Origin of the sequence: Streptomyces sp. NPDC007875, from assembly GCF_042868035.1 — a bacterium.
In the GTDB taxonomy this organism is placed as follows: Bacteria; Actinomycetota; Actinomycetes; order Streptomycetales; family Streptomycetaceae; genus Streptomyces; species Streptomyces antimycoticus.
The window spans coordinates 137,435-156,899 of record NZ_JBIADZ010000012.1 but is presented as its reverse complement, the minus strand read 5'-3'; the positions used below and the strand labels follow the sequence as shown (position 1 = coordinate 156,899).

The window sequence follows — 19,465 nt, the reverse complement described above, 5'->3', positions numbered from 1 at the left end:
ACAGAGAAACGAACAGAAGTTCTGCAAGGGGTGGGGAATATGGCCATGGTCGTATATGGGGGACATGGCAGGGGTGTCCGTGCGGCCGGTGCCGTGCTCGCCGCCGTGCTGCTCTGCGGCGGTGCGGTCGGCTGCGGTTCGTCCGGGGCGGACGGGAAGCCGGAGGGCAAGGCGGGGGAGAAGTCCTCGGAGCAGGTGCGGATGGCCCCGGCGGCGGCCGTGCGGGCGGCCGCGAAGAAGAGCGAGAAGCTCACCTCGTTCCGCTACCGGATGACCGGGCGCACCCCCGAGGACGGGCGGATCGAGGGCGAGGCGGCGATGAGCACCAAGCCCGTCGCGGTCCGGATGACGATGCGCGCGGTCGGCCAGGGCACCGACGCGGCGGTGGAGATCCGGATGGTGGACGGGGCGATGTACCTCGACGGGGGCAAGGAGGCCGCCGGCGAGCTGAACGGCAAGAGCTGGCTCAAGCTGGACCTCTCGGTCCTGGGCGAGAAGGCGACCGGCGCGCTGGGCGGCGGTTCGCTCTCCCGCCAGGCCGACAAGAACCCGGCCGACGACTCGGCCTTCCTCTCCGGCGCCCACGATGTGAAGCGGGTCGGCGAGGAGACCATCGAGGGGGTGCGGACGACGCACTACCGGGGCTCCGTCACCGTCCCCCAGATGCGCGAGAGCCTCAAGGACGAGGACGCGGCGACCCGCAAGCGCCGCGAGAAGAACCTCAAGGAGTACGAGAAGATGGGGGTCGAGCGGCTGTCCATGGACATGTGGATCGACCCGGACGGCCACACCAAGCGGTTCCGCATGCGTGGCGAGGGGGACAAGGGCCCGCTCGACATGACCATCACCTTCTCCGGCCTCAACGAGCCGGTCACGGTGAAGGCGCCGCCCGCGAATCAGACCATGGACCTCGCCGAGCTGGCTCGGGGGGCCGAGGGCTGATCCGGCGCGGCGCCTCCACGGTGGGTCGCGCGGCGGGCTCAGCCGCCCGATGTGCCCGCCCCGGCCGTGAGGGCCGAGTCGTCCTCCACGCGGGCGCCGGGCAGCTGGTGCCGGGCGGCGATGAGGGCGGCGTCCACATCCCGCGTCCCGGTGGAGACGCACAGGGTGTAGGCGAGGTCGTCCATCCGCTGTCGTACCTCGGTGCCGCCCGATTCGGCGTGCAGCATCCGCAGGGTCTCGTACTGCTCGATGAGGTTCTGTAGTACGACCGGGTGGGCCATCAGCACGGCAGCGGTCCTTTCTCAGCCGACGGGGGTGACGACAGCGCGTATACCCTCACGGCCCGAGGCCATGTGCGTCTTTTCCTCGGACGTCGCCGGAGGGATGTCGTGCGGGCAGGCGCCGTGGAGTTCAGGTGTCGCGGGGCAGGCGGGGCTCAGATGTCGCGCTGCTCCAGGGGCCGGTTGGCCGGGCCCTGGAGCACCCGGCCGTCGGTTCCGAAGCGAGAGCCGTGGCAGGGGCACTCCCAGGTCCGCTCGGCGGCGTTGAACGCGACGAGGCAGCCCAGATGGGTGCAGCGGGCCGAGACCGCGTGAGCCGTGCCGTCCTCGTCCCGGTAGACGGCGCAGTGGCGCCCGTTTACGCGGACCAGGGCCCCGGTGCCCGGGGCGATCCGGTCGACCGAGCCGGCCTGCGGGGCGCTCAGCCGGTCGCCGATGAAATGCCGTCCGACCTGGAGCTGGTGGCCGAGCAGCGCCGGGGCCTCGCGCAGCGCCGTCCGCAGCCGCCGGGGGTCGTACAGCCCGGCCCACGGCGGCCGCTCACCGCCGATGAGCGCCGTGAGCAGCCGGCCCGCCATGATGCCGCCGCTCAGTCCCCAGCCGGCGAAGCCCGTCGCGACGTAGGTGTGACGCGCGCCGGGGTGGAAGGGGCCGACCATCGGCACGCTGTCGGTGGGGTCGTTGTCCTGGGCGGCCCAGCGGTGGGTGATCTCCACACCGGGGAAGCGCTCCCGGGTCCAGCCCGCCAGCCGCCTGAAGCGCTCCGGGGTGTCCCCGGTGCCGGGCGTGAAGGACTCCCCGGTCACGATCAGCAGCCGCGTCCCGTCGCCGTACGGCGCGGTACGCACCGACCGAGTGTGCTGCTCCGGGGTGATGTACGCGCCCCGGGGGTCCCGCTCGGCGGGGAGGGGCGCGGCCACGACGAGTTCGCGGCGCGGCGAGAGCCGGGTGAACAGCAGCGCCCGGTCGAACACCGGGTAGTGGGTGGCGATCACCACATCCCCGGCGGTCACCACCGCCCCGCTCTGGGTGGTGACCCGGCAGGGGGAGCCCTCCACCAGGCCGGTGGCGCGGGTGTGCTCGTGGATCCGCCCGCCGTGGGCGCGCAGATCCTCGGCGAGCGCGAGGAGGTAGCTGCGCGGATGGAACTGCGCCCCTCCCTCGACCCGGATCGCGCCCACGATTGGATAGGGCAGCCCGGTCTCCGTCACATACGAGGCGGGCAGCCCCGCCTCGTGGGCGGCGTCCACCTCGGCGCGGATGGTGTCGGCGCGCGCCGGGTCCTCGGTGTAGGTGAAGGCCGGGACGTGCTCCAGATCGCAGTCGATGCCGAGCTCGGCCGTGATCGCCACCGCCCGCTCGACGGCGTCGGACTGCGACCGCGCGTACATCCGCGCGCCCTCCGGGCCGCGGGTGTGGCGCAGCCGGTCGTAGATGAGCCCATGCAGCGCCGTGAGCTTGGCGGTGGTGTGGCCGGTCACCCCCGCGGCGATCCGATCCGCCTCCAGCACCGCCACCCGGTGCCCGGCGCGGGCCAGCTCCCATGCGGTGCTCAGCCCCGCGATGCCGGCGCCGACGACGGCGACATCGACCTCCAGGTCCGAGGCCAGGGCCGGGTAGGGGGTGCCGGGCGGCGCGGTGTCCAGCCAGTACGACTCGGGCACACCAGGAAGGTCGCTCATCAACTCCGAGTGCCCGCCGCCGACCGACTGAAGCAGGTGGACCGGACGCGGCCTACGCCGGGTCGTCGGCCGAGATCAGCGCCGAGGCGGCCCGGGAGTGCAGCGAGTCCAGGGCCGTGAGCTGCTGCCCGGCCCGCTCCAGCAGCTCGGCGAGGCGGCCCGTCTGCAGCCGGGTGTCATGGATGGCCACGGCGAGCAGTGACCGCCACAGCAGTGCCTTGCTCTCCACGCCCACCCGGAGCGCCTCCAGCCCCATCAGCGTGTTCACCCCAGAGCGCCGCCGCGGCCGGCCGCCCGGCGTCAGCCGTGTGGCGCGCTCGGCCGCCCGCGCCGCGCGGACCTTGCCGCGGCGGACGGGGACGTCGAGCGAGGCCATGCACCACAGCAGTGACCTGCGGTCCTGGACGAACTCCGCCGTGAGCCGCGCCAGCTCGCCACCGTAGGCCGAGCGCCGGTGCCTGCGGGTCATCCGGCGGGCCACCCCGACCGTCGCGGTGGCGGCGGCCAAGTGGTCGTTGAGGTAGATCCCGAGCCACGGCCGCGCGTGGATGCCACCGGAGCGGGTCGCGGCCGGTACAGCCATGGTCGTCCTCCCGACGCCGGGCCCCGAGCAGCGGTGTCACGACCCTGCCGGGTACCCCCTGCGCGGATTCCCAAGAGACGACCGACGGGGAGCCGCTCCGGGGTCCGATCGTCGGGGAGCCGCTTCCGGGTCCGGCCGCCGGGGAGCCGTTTCGGGGTCCGCGCCCTGGGCGCGCTGATGCAGGTCTTCGAGCGCGTCCAGCACGACGGTGCGCTCATGCCACTCCAGCCACAGCCCCGCCCGGGTGGCCAGCTGGTGGAGTATCCCCGCCTCGGCGTTGGTCAGGCTGCGCCCCGCCTGGGAGACGTGGACCGAGAACACCCCGACGACCTGTCGGGAGGCTCCGGTCATGGGGATGCTGTGCGCGGTGCGGGAGCCGGTCGCGAGGATGACCTCGCGGGCGGTGTCGGAGAAGACGCGGTCGGTGGCGATGTCCGACATCACCGGCCGGGCGCGGGCCGCCGCCAACGCACACGTGGTCTCGTCCTCGCCGACATGGGCGAAGAAGTCGAGGAACTCCCTGTCGAACCCGTGGTGCTGTTCCATCCGCAGCCCGCTCGGGTCCGCCAGCTGCAGATCCCCCATGTCGGAGCCCAGCACCTCCAGGGCCTGGCTCAGGACCCTCTTCACCACCGTGCCGCGGTTGACCTCGCCGGGCCGCACACCCGGCAGGAACGGCAGCGCGGGGGCTTCCTCGGGGGCGCGCTCCGGAAACCACAGCGGGCTGTCCGGGTCGGGCCGGTCCATGCGCAGCAGCGCGGCCGCCAGGGTCCGCAGTTTGACGTTGTGCGTCTGTGAAGTGCGCTGGAGCAGGGTGAACGCCGTCTGCGGGTCGGGCAGCCGGTAGCGCTCCCGCAGTACGCCCTGCGCCTGTGCGATCAGCGGGTGCGAGCGCAGTCTGGCGCGTAGATCGACGGTCTCCCGGCGCAGCCGTATCACCTCGGGCACCGCCGTTCGGCCGCCGTCCGGCACGGCGGCGTCCGCCCTCGACGCCGCCGTGCCGCAGGCGGCGACGGCCGCCTCGACGGTGTCGTGGATCCGGATCGTGCCGTCCACCAGCGCCACGCGCAGCAGCCGCGCCACGGGTTCGTCGGCCCCGGCGAGGAGCAGCGCGGCACCGGCTTCGGCCAGGGCCCGCGCGCAGTGCAGCAGCCCCCGCACCCCGTCCGCCGTGATCTCCCGGACCTGTGAGAGATCCACGATCACGGCGGCGGTGGGTCTGTCCCGGCCGACCTGCCATGCGCCGGTGAACAGGGGATGGTCCGGCCGGTCGAGGCCCCCGTCGGGGCGCAGCACCCACACCGCGCCCGTGAATCCCTCTCCCGCCACCGGGTGCGCTCGTACGCCCGGCGCATCCCTTCGTACGCCCTGGCCGTCGGCCCTGCCCGTCGCATCGATCTCGCGCATCGCAGCCTCGTTCCGCAGTCGGCCCCGGCCCGGCCACCCCGGGCCGGGGCCCACCCTTTCAGACCGGCGGAACGCGTCAGCGCGGCCTGGGCGCGCGCATGGCGTGCAGCGGGGCCCGGTGCAGCGGAGCCGTGCGCCACCGTGCGGTGAAGACGCGGTCCGCGAGCGAGCAGGTGACCACCAGATGATGCGGGGTCTCCAGGAACGCCACGTCCACGGTCAGGGTGTCCGGGTCCGTCCAGCCCCCGCTCACCGCCGTGGGGACGGGCGTCTGCGGCCCGTCGTGGACCCGCCACCCCGCGCCGTCGAACCCCACGTCCAGCCGGGACGCCTCCTCGGCCAGCGAGACGGTCCACCCGCCGGAGCCGTCCTCGGCCACGGTGACCCCCATCAGGGTCGGCTGATCCGCGCAGGCGCCGCCTTCGGGGCCGAACTCCGCGCCCGACCAGGCGCCGGGGTCCGTGAGCGGCGCGGGCTTCGCCGCGAGAGGCGGCAGGGCGAGCCGGGACAGCCGCCGTTCCAGCGCGGCGTCCTCGTCCTCGCGGCCGGTGAGCGGCGCCGCGCCGAACGCGGGCAGCAGATGCTCCCACACCGCGTCCAGAACGGCCTGCATCCGCTCCGTGTCCGCCGTCGTGGCGATCACCACGTCGTGTTCGGGCAGCACCAGGCAGAACTGCCCGAACGCCCCGTCGCCCCGGTACCCGTGCCGGGACATCCAGAACTGGAATCCGTACCCCCGCCGCCAGTCCGGGCCCGAGCCATTGACCATGGCCTCCTCGGTCGCGATGTGCTCCCGCGTCGCCTCGGCGACCCAGGACTCCGGAAGCAGCCGCTCGCCGTCGCACTCGCCGCCCCGCAGATACAGCAGCCCCAGCCGGGCGATCGCGTCGGTGGCGGCGAACAGCCCGCTGAAGCCCAGGTCACGCCCGGCCGGCACCTGCAGCCAGGCCGTCTCGCCGATGCCCAGCGGATCGAAGAGGCGCGGCCGCAGATACTCCGTCAGCGACTGTCCGGTCACCCGCTGGACGATCGCGGCGAGCGTGTACGTGGCGGGCTGGTTGTAGGCGAAGGCGGTGCCTGGCGCGTGATCCGGCGGAATCTGCAGAAAACCGCGCACGGGTTCCGCCGGGTCCCCGCCGAACGCCCGCTCCACGGTCTCCTCGGCATGTCCGCTGGCCATGGACGCGACATGGCGGACGAGCATGGCGCGGCTGCCCGGGTCGGTGATCTCCGCCTCGAACTCGGGGAAGTACGAGATCACGGGATCGTCGAGGTGCAGCAGCCCCTCGGCCGCGGCCAGCCCCGCCGCCGTGGAGGTGAAGCTCTTGCTGAGGGAGTAGAGCAGATGCGGCCGCTCGGCGGTGTACGGCGCCCACCAGCCGGAGGCGATGAGCCGGCCGTGGCGCAGGATCATCAGACTGTGCGGCTCGATGTCCGGCGCGCCCTCGACGGCGTCGAGGAAGGCGTGGACGCCCCGCGCGTCCACGCCCTCGGCGGCGGGGGTGCTGGTGGGCAGCGGATGAGCAGTCATCAGACAGGTCCTCGGGGGTCAGTGGTGGGCCGCGCCCACCCTCCCCGGCGGGGCGGCGCCTGTCCAGAGCGTTTTGTGCCGCGGCGCTCGCGGCGCGGGAGCGGGTCTCAGCCGCGGCCGGTGTCGATGACGCAGAAGCGGTTTCCGTCCGGGTCGGCCAGGACGATGAAATCGGCGTCCGGCGGATACAGTGCCCAGCGGACCCGCCGGGCGCCGAGGGAGACCAGCCGCTCGACCTCGGCGGCCTGATCGGCCGCGTTCCCCGCGTAGAGATCCAGATGGACCCGTGGGCGACCCTGGACCGGTGTATCGCTGCGACCGAGCGACAGGCCGGTCCCGGTGCGCCCGTCCGGCGGCACCAACACCACCCAGTCGTCCTCGATCTCCCCGCGCGGGACGTATCCCAGGGCTCGCGTCCAGAACGCCGCCGCGCGCCGGACGTCCGAGACCCCTAGTACCACGGAACCGATCGACAGCATGTGCCCAGTCAAGCAGAGGGCGCGGCTGTCCCGGGCCGATGACCCGTTGAGAGGATCGGCGGTGACGGATCGGTGGTGATCCGCGAACGCACCAGACGCCGGAAGGACCGAACACCCCGTGACCGACTCCGTGACCGACCGCGTGACCGACTCCGTGATCGACGACGATGCCGTGCTGACGCGCACCGAGGGCCGCGCCGGACATCTCACCCTCAACCGGCCCCGCGCCCTCAACGCCCTGACCCATCCGATGGTGACCCGGATCGCCGGGGCCCTCACCGCCTGGGAGCGGGATCCGGCCGTCCAGGCCGTGGTGATCGGCGGGGCGGGGGAGCGCGGGCTGTGCGCGGGCGGCGACATCCGCATGATCCATCGGGATGTGACCTCCGGCGGCGGCGCGGCCTCGCGGGCGTTCTGGCGGGACGAGTACAGGCTCAACGCCCAGATCGCCCGCTACCCCAAGCCGTATGTGGCCCTGATGGACGGCATCGTGATGGGCGGGGGCGTCGGGGTCTCCGCCCATGGCAGCGTGCGGATCGTCACCGAGCGCTCCCGGGTGGCCATGCCCGAGACCACGATCGGCTTCGTACCGGACGTCGGCGGCACCTATCTGCTGTCCCGGGCACCGGGCGAACTGGGCACGCATCTGGCGCTCACGGGAGCGTCGGTGGGCGCCGCCGACGCGCTGCGGTGCGGGCTGGCCGACCAGGTCGTCCCCTCCGAGCTGCTGCCCGCGCTGACCCGGGATCTGGCCGCGGAGCCGGTGCCGGACGTCCTTCCCCGGTACGCGGTGGAGGCCCCGGCCGGGATCCTGGACGGCCATCGGGAGTGGATCGACCACTGCTATGCGGCGGACACCGTCGAGGAGATCGTGGACCGGCTGATGGCCGTCGGGGAACCGGCCGCCAAGGAGACCGCCGAGACCCTTCTCGCCAAGTCCCCCACGGCGCTGAAGGTCACGCTGGCCGCCGTGCGCCGGGCCCGGGCGCTCGATTCGCTGGAGCGCGTCATGGAGCAGGAGTACCGCGTCTCGTGCGCGGCCCTGTCCCGCCCGGACTTCGTCGAGGGCGTCCGCGCCCAGGTGATCGACAAGGACCGCCGCCCCCGCTGGACCCCGGCCGCTCTGGCCGAGGTCACCGACGCGGAGGTGGCCGGCTTCTTCGCACCGCCCGCCGACGGTGACCTCCGCCTCGCCGACGCCCCGTAGCCGGACGCCCTGTCGGCGCCGATGAGCGAGTCCGTCGGCGTCGATGGGCGAACCGTTCGGTGTTCGAAAGCATAAATAGTGTGCCAAGCGGCACACCTCGGCGGAGTGGCCCGGAGCGGCGGGGGATCACCAGCTGCTCTTGGTCACCCCCGGGAGTTCACCCGCGTGTGCCATCTCGCGCAGGCGAATGCGGGAGAGGCCGAAGGCGCGCAGATGGCCGCGGGGGCGGCCGTCGATGGAGTCGCGGTTGCGTACGCGAGTGGCGCTGGCGTCGCGGGGCTGGCGGCGCAGTTCCCGCTGGGCGTCGAGGCGTTCCTGCTCCGAGGTCCGGGGGTCGGCGATGAGTGCCTTCAGTTGGGCGCGGCGCTTGGCGTAACGCGCCACGATCACCCGTCGCTGCTCATTCTTGGCGATCTTGCTCTTCTTGGCCATCAGACCTTCCCTCCCCGGGCGCGGATACGGGCCACGGCCGCTTCGATGCCGATCACGTCGACGGTCCGGATGGCCTTGGCGCTGAGGGTGAGCCGGATGTGGCGCCCCTCGCTCGGCAGCCAGTAGCGCTTGCGCTGGATGTTGGGGTCGAACCGGCGCTTGGTGCGGCGGTGGGAGTGGGAGATGTGGTGCCCGAAGCCGGGCTGCCGGCCGGTGAGTTGGCAGTGGGCGGACATGGTTCCTCCGTTCGGTGGTGCGGTGTGGATGTCGCGGCAGCGTAGCAGCTAGATGAAAATGAAAACCACTATCGTGTATGCTGTGGCTCATGGCACGCAACGAACTACGCCCGATCATCAAACTGAGGTCCACCGCGGGCACCGGCTACACGTATGTGACCCGCAAGAACCGGCGGAACGATCCCGACCGGATGACCCTCCGCAAGTACGACCCCGTCGCCGGCCGCCACGTCGACTTCCGTGAGGAGCGCTGACCGCCATGAAGCCCGGCATTCACCCCGCGTACCGGCCCGTCGTCTTCCGTGACCGGTCCGCCGACTTCGCCTTCCTCACCCGCTCCACCGCCACCAGCGACAAGACCGTGGAGTGGCAGGACGGCAACACCTACCCGGTCATCGACGTCGAGATCTCCTCGGCGAGCCACCCCTTCTACACCGGCAACCAGCGCGTCGTGGACACCGCGGGCCGTGTCGAGCGGTTCGAGCGGCGCTACGGACGCGGGCGGAGGGGCCGGTGACCGCGGACGAGAACCGGCTGGCCGTGGCGGTCGTGGGCGGACTGCACGCCGACGCCCGCCGTGCCGCCGTCGAGGAGATCCTGCGCACGGTGCCCGGCTCCGTGGCGCTGCACCACGACCTGTCCGCCGCCACCGACCGCGCCGTGCGCCGCACCGTGCGCGATGCCTCGGGGTCGCTCGGCAGTGGCGAGGCGCCACTGGTGAACGACTGCGCATGCTGTGCGCTGCGCGAGGACATGGTCCCCGAGCTGCTGCGGCTGGCCACGGGCGGCGGGCGCCGGCTCGCCGTCGTCGAACTGTGGGACTCGGTCGAGCCCCGGGCCATGGCCGCCGTCATCGCGGCCGAGGGCGCGCCACTGGAGCTGACCGGGGTGGCCACCGCGGTCGACCCGGCCCTGATGGTGCCGTACCTCGCCAACGGCGACGACCTCGCCGAGGCCGGTCTCGCCGCCGCCCCGACCGATCAGCGCACCATCGCGGACACCTTCGCCCGGCAGCTGGAGTACCCCACGGTGATCGCCGTCGCCGAGGACGAGTCGTCCGAGGAGTCCGCGGACGACGGTGACCTGGCCCTGCTCACTCACCTCACCCCGGGCGCACGGCGGGAGCGGCTCGGCGAGGGGTCCCTGGGGCCCGCGCTTCTCCAGGGCTTCGACATCGCGGCGGCGGCCGCCCGTCAGCATCCGGCGTGTGCGCTGCTGCCGCAGGAGGGCGACGACCACGGGGTGGCCACGCTTGTCTGGCGGCGGGAGCGACCCTTCCATCCGGGGCGGCTCTACGCCGCGCTGGAGGACCTGACCTGCGCCGCCGCCCGCAGTCGGGGCCGCTTCTGGCTGGCGGACCGGGGCGACACCCTGCTGTCGTGGGACGCGGCGGGCGGGGCGCTGTGTGTGGAGTCGGCGGGGCCGTGGTTGGCCGCGCTGCCGGACGCCGCCTGGGAGATGGTCCCGGCCGAACGGCGGGTGGCCGCCGCGCTCGACTGGCATCCCGATCACGGCGACCGCTGTCAGCACCTCACCTTCACCTCGCCCGGCCTCGACCGTGACGGGCTGCTGGCGCTGCTCGACTCGTGTCTGCTGACCGACTCCGAGTACGCGGCCGGGCCGGACGCCTGGCGCCGGCTGCCGCATGCCTTCGACGAACTGCTCGACCAGGTGTCCTGACCGGACCACGGACACCGCACGCACCACATGGACAAGGACCCGATGATGGCCCGACGCCTCGACCCCACCCGCCGGGACGCCCGGCGCAACCGTGTGAACCCGCTGGACAAGGCGGGGATCACCTATATCGACTACAAGGACATCGAGCTGCTGCGGAAGTTCATCTCCGACCGCGGCAAGATACGCAGCCGGCGGGTGACCCGGGTGAGCGCGCAGCAGCAGCGCCAACTGGCCCGCGCCATCAAGAACGCGCGGGAGATGGCGCTGTTGCCTTACGGGGCGCGCTAGTATCCGGCACCCCGACGGGTGCATGGGTGCGCGTGTATGCACATAATGGTGTCATGGAGTCCCGTCATCACGGACGCTGGTCCCATCGGCGGCACCAGCTCGCGCATCTGCTGAAACCGCACTCCCACGAGTCGGCGCAGAAGGTCGACTCCGCGCTGGAGTCCTCGGCCGAGGGCATGCGTGCCCTGTGGCTCTCCCTCGCCGTCCTGGGCGCCACCGCGGTGCTCCAGGCCGGGATCGTCCTGCTGTCCGGCTCGGTGGCGCTGCTGGGCGATACCGTCCACAACGCCGCCGACGCGCTGACCGCGGTGCCGCTCGGCGTGGCGTTCGTCCTGGGCCGCCGCGCGGCGAACCGACGGTTCACCTACGGCTACGGCCGGGCCGAGGACCTGGCCGGGATCGTCATCGTCCTGACCATCGCCGCCTCGGCGGCCCTGGCCGCCTACGAGGCCGTGGACCGGCTGCTGCACCCGCGCGACATCTCCCATCCGGGCGTCGTCGCGGTCGCGGCGGTCCTCGGCTTCCTCGGCAACGAATGGGTGGCCCGCCACCGGATCCGGGTCGGGCGGCGGATCGGCTCGGCGGCCCTGGTCGCCGATGGACTGCACGCCCGCACCGACGGCTTCACCTCGCTGGCCGTGCTGGTGGGCGCGGGTGGTGTGGCGCTCGGCTGGCAGGCGGCCGACCCGCTCGTAGGCCTGGCCATCACCGTCGCGATCCTGCTCGTCCTCAAGGACGCGGCCCGCGAGGTGTTCCGGCGGCTGATGGATTCCGTCGACCCGGCGGTGGTCGACGCGGGCGAGGCCGCCCTGCGCGCGGTCCCCGGAGTGCTGCGCGTGACCGAACTCCGGATGCGCTGGATCGGCCACCGGCTGCGCGCCGAGGTCACGGTCGAGGTGGACGGCGGCCTGGATCTGCGCGCGGCGCACGATGTGGCGGTCGAGGCCGAACACGCCCTCCGCCACACGGTGCCCCGGCTGACCGCCGCCCTGGTGCACACCGATCCTGCCCCTGGGCCGGGCGCGCAGGACCCGCATCACCTGCTGGCGCATCACACCGGGTGAGGAGATCCGGCGACGCCGGGGAGCCGGTGCGATCGGCGTCGACCGCGCCCCGGCGCTCAGTCGTGCGGCGGGGCCCCGGTGACCATGTGGTCCGCGTGGTTGACGGCCTCGGTGACCAGTCGGCGCAGATGGCCGTCGTGAAGGGAGTACACCGAGCGGCGGCCCTCCTTGCGCACCTGGACCAGCCCGGCCAGCCGGAGCTTCGCCAGATGCTGGCTCACCGCCGGGCGGGCCGCCCCGCTGGCCTTGGTGAGGGTGTTGACATCGGCCTCGCCCCGGGCGAGGGACCACACCAGATGCAGCCGGGTCGGGTCGGAGAGCAGCGAGAAGACATTGGCGGCCGTGGAGAACTGCGCCGCGCCGCTGTGATGCGTATGCGACCGGGTCGCAGTTGAGGGGGGTTCGCTGACCGGCATGTCCCCATCGTAGAGCGGCGGGCCGAGGGTGGACCCCGCTCGGCCCGCACCGCCCTCAGCTCCCGGCGGCCCGGCGGCGGGCCCGCGCCGCGCCCGGCCAGGCGGAGGTACGCAGCAGCCGCAGACCGTTGAGGCCCACCAGGACGGTGGAGCCCTCATGGCCCGCCACGCCGAGCGGCAGCGGCAGATGGCCGAACAGATCCCACGCCACCAGCGCGCCGATGCACACACACGCGACGACCAGGTTCTGCGCCACCAGGCGGCGGGCGCGCCGCGACAGGGTCACGACCGCGGGCACGGCGGCCAGTTCGTCGCGGACGACCACGGCATCGGCGGTCTCCAGCGTCAGCGCGGAACCCGCCGGTCCCATGGCCACACCGGTGTGCGCGGCCGCCAGCGCCGGGGCGTCGTTGACCCCGTCGCCGACCATCAGGACCCGCTCCCCGGCGTCCTCCCACCCGCGTACGGTGGCCACCTTGTCCTGCGGCAGCAGCCCGGCTCGTACGTCGGTGATGCCGACCTCCTCGCCCAGCCGGGTGGCGGCACGTTTGTTGTCACCGGTCAGCAACACCGGTGGTGTGCCGGTGAGTCGGCCCAGCGCGGCGACGGCTTCGGCGGCCCCGGCGCGCAGCGGAGCGGCGATGGCGAGGACGGCGCCGGGGCGGCCGTCGACGAGGACGGCGACGGCGGTGGCGCCGCTGTCCTCGACCTCCGCGACGGCCGTACGGACCGGGCAGCCGTCCGTGACGGCCATGCGGACTGAGTCGTCCCCGCCGGTAAGCGGTGCCGGGTCGCCGGGGCGCTCCGGGGGTGCCGCCGCCTCGTCCAGCAGTGTCGCGGGGCTGCCCACCTGGACGGTGTGGCCCGTGACCACCGCCCGTACGCCCCGCCCCGGTGCCGAGGCGAAGTCGGCCGCGGGCTCCAGGCGCAGACCGCGTTCCCGCGCGGCGGTGACCACCGCACGGGCCAGCGGATGCTCGCTGGGCCGCTCGGCCGCGGCGGCCAGGGCCAGGGCCTCGTCCTCGGTGAGGCCACTGCCCGGGAGCACCCGGATCCCGCGGACGCGCGCCGACTCCTCGGTGAGCGTTCCGGTCTTGTCCAGCGCCACCCGGGTGACGGCTCCCAGCCGCTCCATGGCCGCGGCGGACTTGACCAGCACGCCGTGGCGTCCGCAGGTGGCGATGGCGGACAGCAGTGGCGGCATGGTGGCGAGCACCACCGCACACGGGGATGCCACGATCATGAAGGTCATGGCCCGCAGCAGGGTTTCGGTGAGGTCCGCGCCGAAGGCGAGCGGCACCGCGAACAGGGCGAGCGTGGCGGCCACCACGCCGATGGCGTAGCGCTGCTCGATCCTCTCGATGAACAGCTGGCCGGGGGCCTTGCGCTCGCTCGCCTCCTCGACCATGGCCACGATCCGGGCGATGACCGACGCGGAGGCATCCCGGTCCACCGTGACGCGCAGCGCGCCCGTCCCGTTCAGCGTGCCCGCGAACACCTCGTCCCCGGGCCCCTTGTCCACCGGCAGCGGTTCGCCGGTGATCCCGGCCTGCTGGACGTCGCTCGCTCCCTCGCGCACCGTGCCGTCGGCGGGCAGCCGCTCACCTGGCCGGACGAGCACGGTGTCGCCGACGCGCAGCGCGCTGACGGCCACTCGCTGCTCGGTGCCGCCGGGGGTGATCCGCGCGGCGGTGTCGGGTGCCAGATCCAGCAGTCCGCGTACGGAGTCGGCGGTGCGCCGGGTGGCGAACGCCTCCAGCGCGCCCGAGACCGCGAAGATGACGATCAGCAGGGCGCCGTCGAGGAACTGCCCGATCGCCGCCGCCCCGATCGCGGCCACGACCATCAGCAGATCGACGTCGAGGGTCCGTTCTCTGAGGGCGCGCAGCCCCGCCAGGCCCGGCTCCCAGCCCCCGGCGGCGTAGCAGAGCGCGTAGAGCGGGCCCCACAGCCACGCGGGGGCGCCCGCCAGGTCGAGCGGGAAGGCGGGCAGGAACGCGGCGGTGGCCAGTGCGGCCCACCGCACCTCGGGCAGCTCGCGGACGCGGGTCCGGCACGGCCGTACGGGCGGTGGAGCGTCGGCGGGGGGCCGCTCCTCGATGAGCTCGGCGGGCACCAGGGCACACCTCTTCCTCGGGCGGTGGGGCGATGGTCGAACCCCGCCACCATACTGGAACATATGAAGAACTCTTCAAGTGTTGCTGTGGATACGATGACGTCATGGGACACGGAGCCGACAGTCAGACCACCCCGGCAGCGCATCTGGACGCGGACTCCGCCGCCACCATCGCCGCCACCCTCCAGGCCCTGGCCACCCCCTCGCGGCTGATGATCCTCACCCGCCTCCGTCAGGCCCCCTGCGCGGTCACCGAACTGGCCGAGGCGGTCGGCATGGAGCAGTCCGCGGTCTCTCATCAACTCCGGCTGCTGCGCGCCCTCGGGCTGGTCACCGGCTCACGGCAGGGCCGCCGGATCGTCTACAGCCTCTACGACAACCACGTCGCCCAGCTCCTCGACGAGGCCGTCTACCACATCGAGCATCTGCGGCTCGGCGCGCGCGATCTGCCGACGAGGGCCGACGTCGACAAGACCGATCTCGATACGGACCGGGGCTGAGCGGTGGGCGACACGACGAACACCCCGGCCGGGCCGGGGGAGTTGCGGCGTCGCCTGGGGGTCTTCGACGCGGTCGTGGTCGGCCTGGGGTCGATGATCGGCGCGGGCATCTTCGCGGCGCTGGCACCCGCGGCGCGGGAGGCGGGGTCGGGGCTGCTGCTCGGCCTGGTCGCCGCCGGAGTGGTGGCGTACTGCAACGCCACCTCCTCCGCGCGGCTGGCCGCCCGCTATCCGCGCTCGGGCGGCACCTATGTCTACGGCCGTGAGCGGCTGGGCGACTTCTGGGGGTATCTGGCCGGCTGGGGGTTCGTGGTCGGCAAGACCGCCTCCTGCGCGGCGATGGCCCTGACCGTCGGCAGCTATGTCTGGCCCGACCACGCGTCCGCGGTGGCGGTGGCGGCCGTGGTGGCGCTGACGGCCGTCAACTACGTGGGGGTGCACAAGGCCGCCTGGCTGACCCGGGCCGTCGTGGCCGTCGTGCTCGCGGTCCTGGCCGCCGTGGTCGTCGCCCTCCTCACCTCCGGGGAGGCGGACGCGGCACGGCTGGAGATCGGCCGGGACGCCACCCTCGGCGGGGTGCTGCGCGCGGGCGGTCTGCTGTTCTTCGCCTTCGCCGGATACGCCCGTATCGCCACCCTCGGCGAGGAGGTCCGCGACCCGGCACGCACCATTCCCCGCGCCATTCCGCTCGCGCTCGGCATCACCCTGGCCGTCTACGCTGCGGTCGCGATCGCCGCGCTGACCGTCCTGGGCAGCGGCGGGCTGGCCGCGGCGGGCGCCCCGCTGGCCGAGGCCGTGCGCGCCGCCGGGCTCGCGTGGCTGGCGCCGGTGGTGCGGGCGGGCGCGGCGGTGGCCGCGCTCGGGTCGCTGCTCGCGCTGATCCTGGGCGTCTCCCGGACCACCCTGGCCATGGCCCGCGACCGGCACCTCCCGCCCGCGCTGGCCGCCGTGCACCCCCGGTTCGCGGTGCCGCACCGCGCCGAGCTGGCCGTGGGCGCGGTGGTGGCGGTCCTGGCGGCGACGGCGGATCTGCGAGGTGCGATCGGGTTCTCCTCCTTCGGGGTGCTGGCCTACTACGCCGTCGCGAACGCCTCCGCCTGGACCCTCACCCCGGCCGAGGGCCGCCCACCGCGGATCGTGCCGGGGCTCGGCCTGGCCGGCTGTCTGCTGCTGGCCTTCGCCCTGCCCGTCTCCTCGGTGGTCTCCGGGGCGGCGGTGCTGGCCCTGGGCGCCGCGGCCTACGGCGTGCGGCGTGCGGCCGCCAGGTAGGTGGCCTCGCCGCCGGTGTGCCGACGGTCGGCCGCTCGTGCGTCCCCCGGTCCGCTGTCGGTGACGATCACGGGCGGTGGCTCGGGCGTTCGGCCGGCCGGTTCGGGGTGTGCGGCAGCTACGCCTGCCGGTCGCGGGTGCTGAGGGCGACCGTCGTGCGGCCATCGGCGGTCCCGGACCGCGGCCGCGCCGCCGCCTCCAGCGTCGGCCCCACCTCGGGCGCCGCCGGGCCGCATCGCCGGTCGGCCCCGTCATCGGTCATGGGTGACGACCTGCCTCTCGTCCCGCCCGAGCCCCTCGTCCGCGCGCTGCCCGTCCACGCGCCGGGCGGCCTCCTCGATCCACGGCGGCAGCGGGCGGCGCAGCCACAGCGCGGCCGGCAGCCGGGCGAGCAGACCGCGCAGCGCGGCCCGCGCCACCGGGTCCCTCCCGGCCTCGGTGAGGAGTGCGGCGGTGCGGCGGGCAGCGAGGGGCAGCGGGCGGCGCAGCCAGCAGCCGATCAGCTCGTCGCTTCGCATCGCGGCGGTGCGCTCTTCGGACGGCGAGGAGGCCGGTTCGTGGTGGGCGACCACCTCCGGGCAGTACGAGATGCCCCAGCCCATCGCCGCGAGGTCGTAGGCGAGCAGGGTCTCCTCGCCGCCGGAGAGGACCAGCGGATGGAAGCCGCCCGCCTCCAGGAAGGCGCTGCGGCGCACCACGGCCGCACAGGCGAGGAAGTCGTACACCTCCGGCCCGGGGAGGTCCTCGGCGCGGCCGACGGGGGAGGCGGCCAGCGTGGCGTTGAGCGAATCGGGCCGCTCCGCCGGGCCGACCCGCAGCTGGCCGGCCAGCGCCGCCAGCCGCGGATGGCCGTTCAGGAGGGTGGCGGCCCGTGCCAGGGCACCGGGGTGCCACCAGGAGTTTTCGTCGCTGAAGGCCACGTAGGGGGTGCCGATGGCGCGTACGCCGTCGTTGCGCGCGAGCGGCCCGCGGTCGTCCCCCTGGGCAAGGACCCGCACTTGGGGATACCGTTCGGCGATCATGGCCCTGGTGTGGTCCGTCGAGCCGTTGTCCACGACCACGACCGGTGGCCGCTCCGGCAGGGCGGTGAGGTGTTCCAGAGCCGTGGCGAGACTTTCCGCGTGGTCGCGGGTGGCGACGACCACGCCGACGACGGGGCCTGGCGCGTTCATGGGCCCCAGGTACCCGGCCAACCGGTCACTATGCGGTGCGCGGCCGGCTGCGCGGGGCTCGGCGCGCCGAGGTACGGCGTGATCTGTGTCATGCCGGAGGCCGTCAACGTGATCTACATCATGTTAGACACCGCCGTTCCGCGGGTACGGTGCTGACATCTATCGCGTACAAGGAGCGGCGTCGTTTGTCCCTGGACCTGTCATCCATCATCGCTGCGACCACGCAGTGGCTGATCAGGGCCTACCCGGCGGCCGACGGAGCGATGAACGCGGCGCTCGCCGAGGCCCAGGCGAGACAGGCCGTGACGTTGGCCACTGTGCTGCGCTACGCGACCCCCATCGACTGCCCCCTGGCGCCCCTCGCCGGACCGGACGGCTCCTTCCGGCTGGACTGGCTCGTGGACGCGGAGCCGTACGAGATCAGCGGCCCCGACGGCGTCTGGCGCACCTGGGTGGACGAGGTCGTGGCGAGCTGGGCGGCGGCCCTGCTCACCTGCTCCACGCTGGCGTCCCAGGCGGTTGCGGCGCTCGGTGACTGTGAGCACGGCGCCGGGTCCTCCGGGGAGTGGCGGCGGCTCACGGCCCCCGACGCGCTTGACTGCCGGGCCGCACCGCTGCTGCGCCATCCGGATCTGATGGCGCTCGTCGTGGACCTGCACCGTCCGCAGCTGGTGGAACGTCTGCGGCGGCTGCACAGCGACGACCAGACGCCCACCAGCGCGGTCTGACCGCCACGACGGCACTGGCGGCCTTCACGGCGTCGCAAGCACCCCTTGCGCGTTCACGGTGACGCGCTCCCCGTGGGCACAGCGGACCACCGTGGAGGGGAAGTCCGGGCGCCGGCTCTCCTCCAGGAACGCGGAGAGCGGGGAGCTGAAGGCGGCGTAGTCGTCGTAGTGCACCGGCAGCACCCGCTCCGGCCGTACGGCCTTGACCAGACCGGCCCCCTGGAGTGCGTCCATGGTCACGATGAGCCCGCCCGGAAGCCGGGTGCCGCCCAGGTGGACCACCGCGAGATGCACCTCCGGGTAGCGCCGGGCGATCTCATGGATGCCCGGGAACATCAGCGTGTCGCCGGTGATGTAGACCCGCAGCCGAGGAGGCTGCCCCGGCTCGCCGAAGTCCAGCAGGCTTCCCATCACCGGTGGCAGCAGCTTCTGCCACCGGCCGGGGGCGTGCCTGCCCGGCAGCGCGGTGACCCGGACCTGGCTGTGATCCTTCACCAGGACCTGATCGTGCCAGGTGGGCAGCCCGGTCGCCCGGCTGAACCCATGGACGCCCTGCAGCCGCCGGGAGGCATGCGGGGTGGTGATGATGGGCAGCGAGCGGTCCAGTCTCCGGCGCGCCACCCGGTCCCAGTGGTCGCCGTGCAGATGCGAGAGCACCACGGCGTCCAGGTCGGACGGTATGTCGGAGGCGGCCAGGGCGGGCTCGGTCAGCCGCCGGGACATCAGCCCCTTGCCCAGATAGGCGTACTGGCCCCGGTGCAGGAAGTTTGGGTCGGTGAGCAGTGTCAGCGCACCGTAGCGGATGAGAAGCGTGGCGTTGCCGACGAAGAGGAACTCGGCGGCGCCGTCCGGCGGAGGCGTCATGGCCCGACCACCGCCTCTCGCGACTCCGCCCGATCGGGGATGAACATCGTGGCGGCCACGCCGTCGTGCAGCGACTCCAGCAGCTCGCACTGCCGCCGCGCGCGCGTCAGCAGCTCGGTCAGCCGATCGGTGTCCAGCCGGGTGTCCTCGCCGGTCGCGGCCAGCAGCGAATGCCACAGCATCGCCTTGCCCTCCACACCGATCCGCAGCGACTCCAGCTCGACGACCGAGCTGAGCCCGGCACGCCGCCGCAGGCGGCCGTTGGGCTTCAGCCGCGCCGCCTTCTCGCCCAGCCAGCCCCCGTAGACCTTGTAGCGGCGTACGGGCACCTCGAGGTCGGCCATGACGGTCAGGAGCGCCTCGCGGTCCTCCATGATCTGTACGGCGAGGTCCTCCAGGTCGCCGCCGGCGGGCGACTGCCGGTGCTCGCGGGCCGTCCGGCGGGCCAGCTCCATTCCGGCCGTCGCTCCGGCCAGGTGGTCATTGAGGTAGATGCCGAGCATGCGGGGGGATGTCCTGGGCTCGCTCATGGTCGTCCTTCCGGATGTTCCGGGAGTTCCGGGTGCGGCAAGGCCGTATGGGGCAGCG

24 protein-coding genes are annotated in these 19,465 nt (G+C 73.5%); 10 read left to right on the top strand and 14 right to left on the bottom strand.

The genetic code is table 11. From position 1 onward, the window contains the following. Window positions 1-39: 39 nt before the first annotated feature. Window positions 40-942 carry a DUF1396 domain-containing protein gene (locus ACFYOY_RS25180; RefSeq protein ID WP_351888326.1) on the top strand — a complete coding sequence of 301 codons (903 nt, stop codon included), beginning with the start codon at window positions 40-42 and terminating at the stop codon, window positions 940-942. 38 nt (window positions 943-980) lie between these two features. On the opposite strand, the gene ACFYOY_RS25175 is transcribed toward ACFYOY_RS25180, so the two are convergent. From ACFYOY_RS25175 to ACFYOY_RS25150, 6 genes are all read right to left on the bottom strand, one after another. Further along, window positions 981-1,229 (bottom strand): DUF5133 domain-containing protein, encoded by a 249-nt coding sequence (locus tag ACFYOY_RS25175; protein WP_078638854.1) that lies wholly within the window; start codon window positions 1,227-1,229, stop codon window positions 981-983. Between the two features lie 149 nt (window positions 1,230-1,378). Next, entirely contained in the window at window positions 1,379-2,905 is a 1,527-nt protein-coding gene (locus tag ACFYOY_RS25170) for an FAD-dependent oxidoreductase (RefSeq protein WP_388589696.1), read from the bottom strand. Between the two features lie 52 nt (window positions 2,906-2,957). Next, window positions 2,958-3,488 carry a hypothetical protein gene (locus ACFYOY_RS25165; RefSeq protein WP_351888320.1) on the bottom strand — a complete coding sequence of 177 codons (531 nt, stop codon included), beginning with the start codon at window positions 3,486-3,488 and terminating at the stop codon, window positions 2,958-2,960. A 36-nt stretch (window positions 3,489-3,524) separates the two neighbouring features. Beyond that, window positions 3,525-4,895: an ANTAR domain-containing protein gene (locus tag ACFYOY_RS25160; RefSeq protein ID WP_351888317.1), complete on the bottom strand. Its 1,371-nt coding sequence runs from the start codon at window positions 4,893-4,895 to the stop codon at window positions 3,525-3,527. A 76-nt stretch (window positions 4,896-4,971) separates the two neighbouring features. Then, window positions 4,972-6,426, bottom strand: coding sequence for a serine hydrolase domain-containing protein (locus tag ACFYOY_RS25155; RefSeq protein WP_351888314.1), 1,455 nt, complete (start codon window positions 6,424-6,426; stop codon window positions 4,972-4,974). A 107-nt stretch (window positions 6,427-6,533) separates the two neighbouring features. Beyond that, window positions 6,534-6,905 (bottom strand): VOC family protein, encoded by a 372-nt coding sequence (locus ACFYOY_RS25150; protein ID WP_351888311.1) that lies wholly within the window; start codon window positions 6,903-6,905, stop codon window positions 6,534-6,536. Window positions 6,906-7,023: 118 nt separating this feature from the next. Here ACFYOY_RS25150 and ACFYOY_RS25145 point away from each other — a divergent pair, with 118 nt between their 5' ends. Then, entirely contained in the window at window positions 7,024-8,112 is a 1,089-nt protein-coding gene (locus ACFYOY_RS25145) for an enoyl-CoA hydratase/isomerase family protein (protein WP_351888309.1), read from the top strand. Between the two features lie 126 nt (window positions 8,113-8,238). On the opposite strand, the gene rpsN is transcribed toward ACFYOY_RS25145, so the two are convergent. Together rpsN and rpmB are read right to left on the bottom strand one after the other, a co-directional pair. Beyond that, window positions 8,239-8,544 carry a 30S ribosomal protein S14 gene (rpsN, locus tag ACFYOY_RS25140; RefSeq protein WP_351888306.1) on the bottom strand — a complete coding sequence of 102 codons (306 nt, stop codon included), beginning with the start codon at window positions 8,542-8,544 and terminating at the stop codon, window positions 8,239-8,241. Further along, window positions 8,544-8,780, bottom strand: a complete 237-nt coding sequence (gene rpmB, locus ACFYOY_RS25135; protein ID WP_351888303.1) for a 50S ribosomal protein L28 — start codon at window positions 8,778-8,780, stop codon at window positions 8,544-8,546. Before rpmB ends, rpsN begins: the two co-directional genes overlap by 1 nt. Window positions 8,781-8,869: 89 nt before the next feature. On the opposite strand from rpmB, the gene rpmG reads away from it, so the two are divergent. Genes rpmG through ACFYOY_RS25110 form a run of 5 tightly spaced genes read left to right on the top strand, consistent with a single transcriptional unit; the run spans window position 8,870 to window position 11,812 of the window. Then, window positions 8,870-9,034, top strand: coding sequence for a 50S ribosomal protein L33 (gene rpmG / locus ACFYOY_RS25130; protein ID WP_043238828.1), 165 nt, complete (start codon window positions 8,870-8,872; stop codon window positions 9,032-9,034). A gap of 5 nt (window positions 9,035-9,039) precedes the next feature. Then, window positions 9,040-9,297, top strand: coding sequence for a type B 50S ribosomal protein L31 (locus tag ACFYOY_RS25125; protein ID WP_078638848.1), 258 nt, complete (start codon window positions 9,040-9,042; stop codon window positions 9,295-9,297). Continuing rightward, window positions 9,294-10,460: a GTP-binding protein gene (locus ACFYOY_RS25120; protein ID WP_388589689.1), complete on the top strand. Its 1,167-nt coding sequence runs from the start codon at window positions 9,294-9,296 to the stop codon at window positions 10,458-10,460. The genes ACFYOY_RS25125 and ACFYOY_RS25120 overlap by 4 nt, the downstream gene beginning before the upstream one ends. A gap of 45 nt (window positions 10,461-10,505) precedes the next feature. Beyond that, on the top strand, window positions 10,506-10,748 hold the full coding sequence (rpsR, locus tag ACFYOY_RS25115) for a 30S ribosomal protein S18 (protein WP_388589686.1): 243 nt from the start codon (window positions 10,506-10,508) through the stop codon (window positions 10,746-10,748). Between the two features lie 53 nt (window positions 10,749-10,801). Beyond that, entirely contained in the window at window positions 10,802-11,812 is a 1,011-nt protein-coding gene (locus ACFYOY_RS25110) for a cation diffusion facilitator family transporter (protein WP_351888296.1), read from the top strand. A 56-nt stretch (window positions 11,813-11,868) separates the two neighbouring features. On the opposite strand, the gene ACFYOY_RS25105 is transcribed toward ACFYOY_RS25110, so the two are convergent. Continuing rightward, complete coding sequence (locus ACFYOY_RS25105; RefSeq protein ID WP_351888293.1) at window positions 11,869-12,228, bottom strand: metalloregulator ArsR/SmtB family transcription factor; 360 nt, start codon at window positions 12,226-12,228, stop codon at window positions 11,869-11,871. 55 nt (window positions 12,229-12,283) lie between these two features. Then, window positions 12,284-14,344, bottom strand: coding sequence for a heavy metal translocating P-type ATPase (locus ACFYOY_RS25100; protein ID WP_388589682.1), 2,061 nt, complete (start codon window positions 14,342-14,344; stop codon window positions 12,284-12,286). A 104-nt stretch (window positions 14,345-14,448) separates the two neighbouring features. Between ACFYOY_RS25100 and ACFYOY_RS25095 the strand changes: the two genes are divergently transcribed. Then, window positions 14,449-14,844 (top strand): metalloregulator ArsR/SmtB family transcription factor, encoded by a 396-nt coding sequence (locus tag ACFYOY_RS25095; RefSeq protein ID WP_351888291.1) that lies wholly within the window; start codon window positions 14,449-14,451, stop codon window positions 14,842-14,844. Between the two features lie 3 nt (window positions 14,845-14,847). Beyond that, window positions 14,848-16,113, top strand: coding sequence for an APC family permease (locus tag ACFYOY_RS25090; RefSeq protein WP_388589680.1), 1,266 nt, complete (start codon window positions 14,848-14,850; stop codon window positions 16,111-16,113). Window positions 16,114-16,231: 118 nt separating this feature from the next. On the opposite strand, the gene ACFYOY_RS25085 is transcribed toward ACFYOY_RS25090, so the two are convergent. Both ACFYOY_RS25085 and ACFYOY_RS25080 read right to left on the bottom strand, forming a co-directional pair. Beyond that, window positions 16,232-16,375, bottom strand: a complete 144-nt coding sequence (locus ACFYOY_RS25085) for a hypothetical protein (protein ID WP_388589677.1) — start codon at window positions 16,373-16,375, stop codon at window positions 16,232-16,234. Continuing rightward, window positions 16,365-17,285, bottom strand: a complete 921-nt coding sequence (locus tag ACFYOY_RS25080) for a glycosyltransferase family 2 protein (RefSeq protein ID WP_388589674.1) — start codon at window positions 17,283-17,285, stop codon at window positions 16,365-16,367. Before ACFYOY_RS25080 ends, ACFYOY_RS25085 begins: the two co-directional genes overlap by 11 nt. 185 nt (window positions 17,286-17,470) lie before the next feature. On the opposite strand from ACFYOY_RS25080, the gene ACFYOY_RS25075 reads away from it, so the two are divergent. Then, a complete protein-coding gene (locus ACFYOY_RS25075) occupies window positions 17,471-18,013 on the top strand; it encodes a hypothetical protein (RefSeq protein ID WP_351888279.1) in 543 nt (180 codons plus the stop codon). A gap of 24 nt (window positions 18,014-18,037) precedes the next feature. Here the strand turns inward: ACFYOY_RS25075 and ACFYOY_RS25070 are convergent, their stop codons facing one another. Together ACFYOY_RS25070 and ACFYOY_RS25065 are read right to left on the bottom strand one after the other, a co-directional pair. Continuing rightward, window positions 18,038-18,877, bottom strand: coding sequence for an MBL fold metallo-hydrolase (locus ACFYOY_RS25070; RefSeq protein WP_351888276.1), 840 nt, complete (start codon window positions 18,875-18,877; stop codon window positions 18,038-18,040). After that, a complete protein-coding gene (locus tag ACFYOY_RS25065) occupies window positions 18,874-19,407 on the bottom strand; it encodes a hypothetical protein (protein ID WP_351888273.1) in 534 nt (177 codons plus the stop codon). The genes ACFYOY_RS25070 and ACFYOY_RS25065 overlap by 4 nt, the downstream gene beginning before the upstream one ends. Window positions 19,408-19,465 lie beyond the last annotated feature (58 nt).

Coding starts and splice junctions, on each gene's coding strand:
- ACFYOY_RS25180 (WP_351888326.1), top strand. CDS start 40: ATGGCCATGGTCGTATATGGGGGACATGGCAGGGGTGTCCGTGCGGCC.
- ACFYOY_RS25170 (WP_388589696.1), bottom strand. CDS start 2,905: ATGAGCGACCTTCCTGGTGTGCCCGAGTCGTACTGGCTGGACACCGCG.
- ACFYOY_RS25165 (WP_351888320.1), bottom strand. CDS start 3,488: ATGGCTGTACCGGCCGCGACCCGCTCCGGTGGCATCCACGCGCGGCCG.
- ACFYOY_RS25160 (WP_351888317.1), bottom strand. CDS start 4,895: ATGCGCGAGATCGATGCGACGGGCAGGGCCGACGGCCAGGGCGTACGA.
- ACFYOY_RS25155 (WP_351888314.1), bottom strand. CDS start 6,426: ATGACTGCTCATCCGCTGCCCACCAGCACCCCCGCCGCCGAGGGCGTG.
- ACFYOY_RS25150 (WP_351888311.1), bottom strand. CDS start 6,905: ATGCTGTCGATCGGTTCCGTGGTACTAGGGGTCTCGGACGTCCGGCGC.
- rpsN (WP_351888306.1), bottom strand. CDS start 8,544: ATGGCCAAGAAGAGCAAGATCGCCAAGAATGAGCAGCGACGGGTGATC.
- rpmB (WP_351888303.1), bottom strand. CDS start 8,780: ATGTCCGCCCACTGCCAACTCACCGGCCGGCAGCCCGGCTTCGGGCAC.
- rpmG (WP_043238828.1), top strand. CDS start 8,870: ATGGCACGCAACGAACTACGCCCGATCATCAAACTGAGGTCCACCGCG.
- ACFYOY_RS25125 (WP_078638848.1), top strand. CDS start 9,040: ATGAAGCCCGGCATTCACCCCGCGTACCGGCCCGTCGTCTTCCGTGAC.
- rpsR (WP_388589686.1), top strand. CDS start 10,506: ATGGCCCGACGCCTCGACCCCACCCGCCGGGACGCCCGGCGCAACCGT.
- ACFYOY_RS25110 (WP_351888296.1), top strand. CDS start 10,802: ATGGAGTCCCGTCATCACGGACGCTGGTCCCATCGGCGGCACCAGCTC.
- ACFYOY_RS25105 (WP_351888293.1), bottom strand. CDS start 12,228: ATGCCGGTCAGCGAACCCCCCTCAACTGCGACCCGGTCGCATACGCAT.
- ACFYOY_RS25095 (WP_351888291.1), top strand. CDS start 14,449: ATGGGACACGGAGCCGACAGTCAGACCACCCCGGCAGCGCATCTGGAC.
- ACFYOY_RS25085 (WP_388589677.1), bottom strand. CDS start 16,375: ATGACCGATGACGGGGCCGACCGGCGATGCGGCCCGGCGGCGCCCGAG.
- ACFYOY_RS25080 (WP_388589674.1), bottom strand. CDS start 17,285: ATGAACGCGCCAGGCCCCGTCGTCGGCGTGGTCGTCGCCACCCGCGAC.
- ACFYOY_RS25070 (WP_351888276.1), bottom strand. CDS start 18,877: ATGACGCCTCCGCCGGACGGCGCCGCCGAGTTCCTCTTCGTCGGCAAC.
- ACFYOY_RS25065 (WP_351888273.1), bottom strand. CDS start 19,407: ATGAGCGAGCCCAGGACATCCCCCCGCATGCTCGGCATCTACCTCAAT.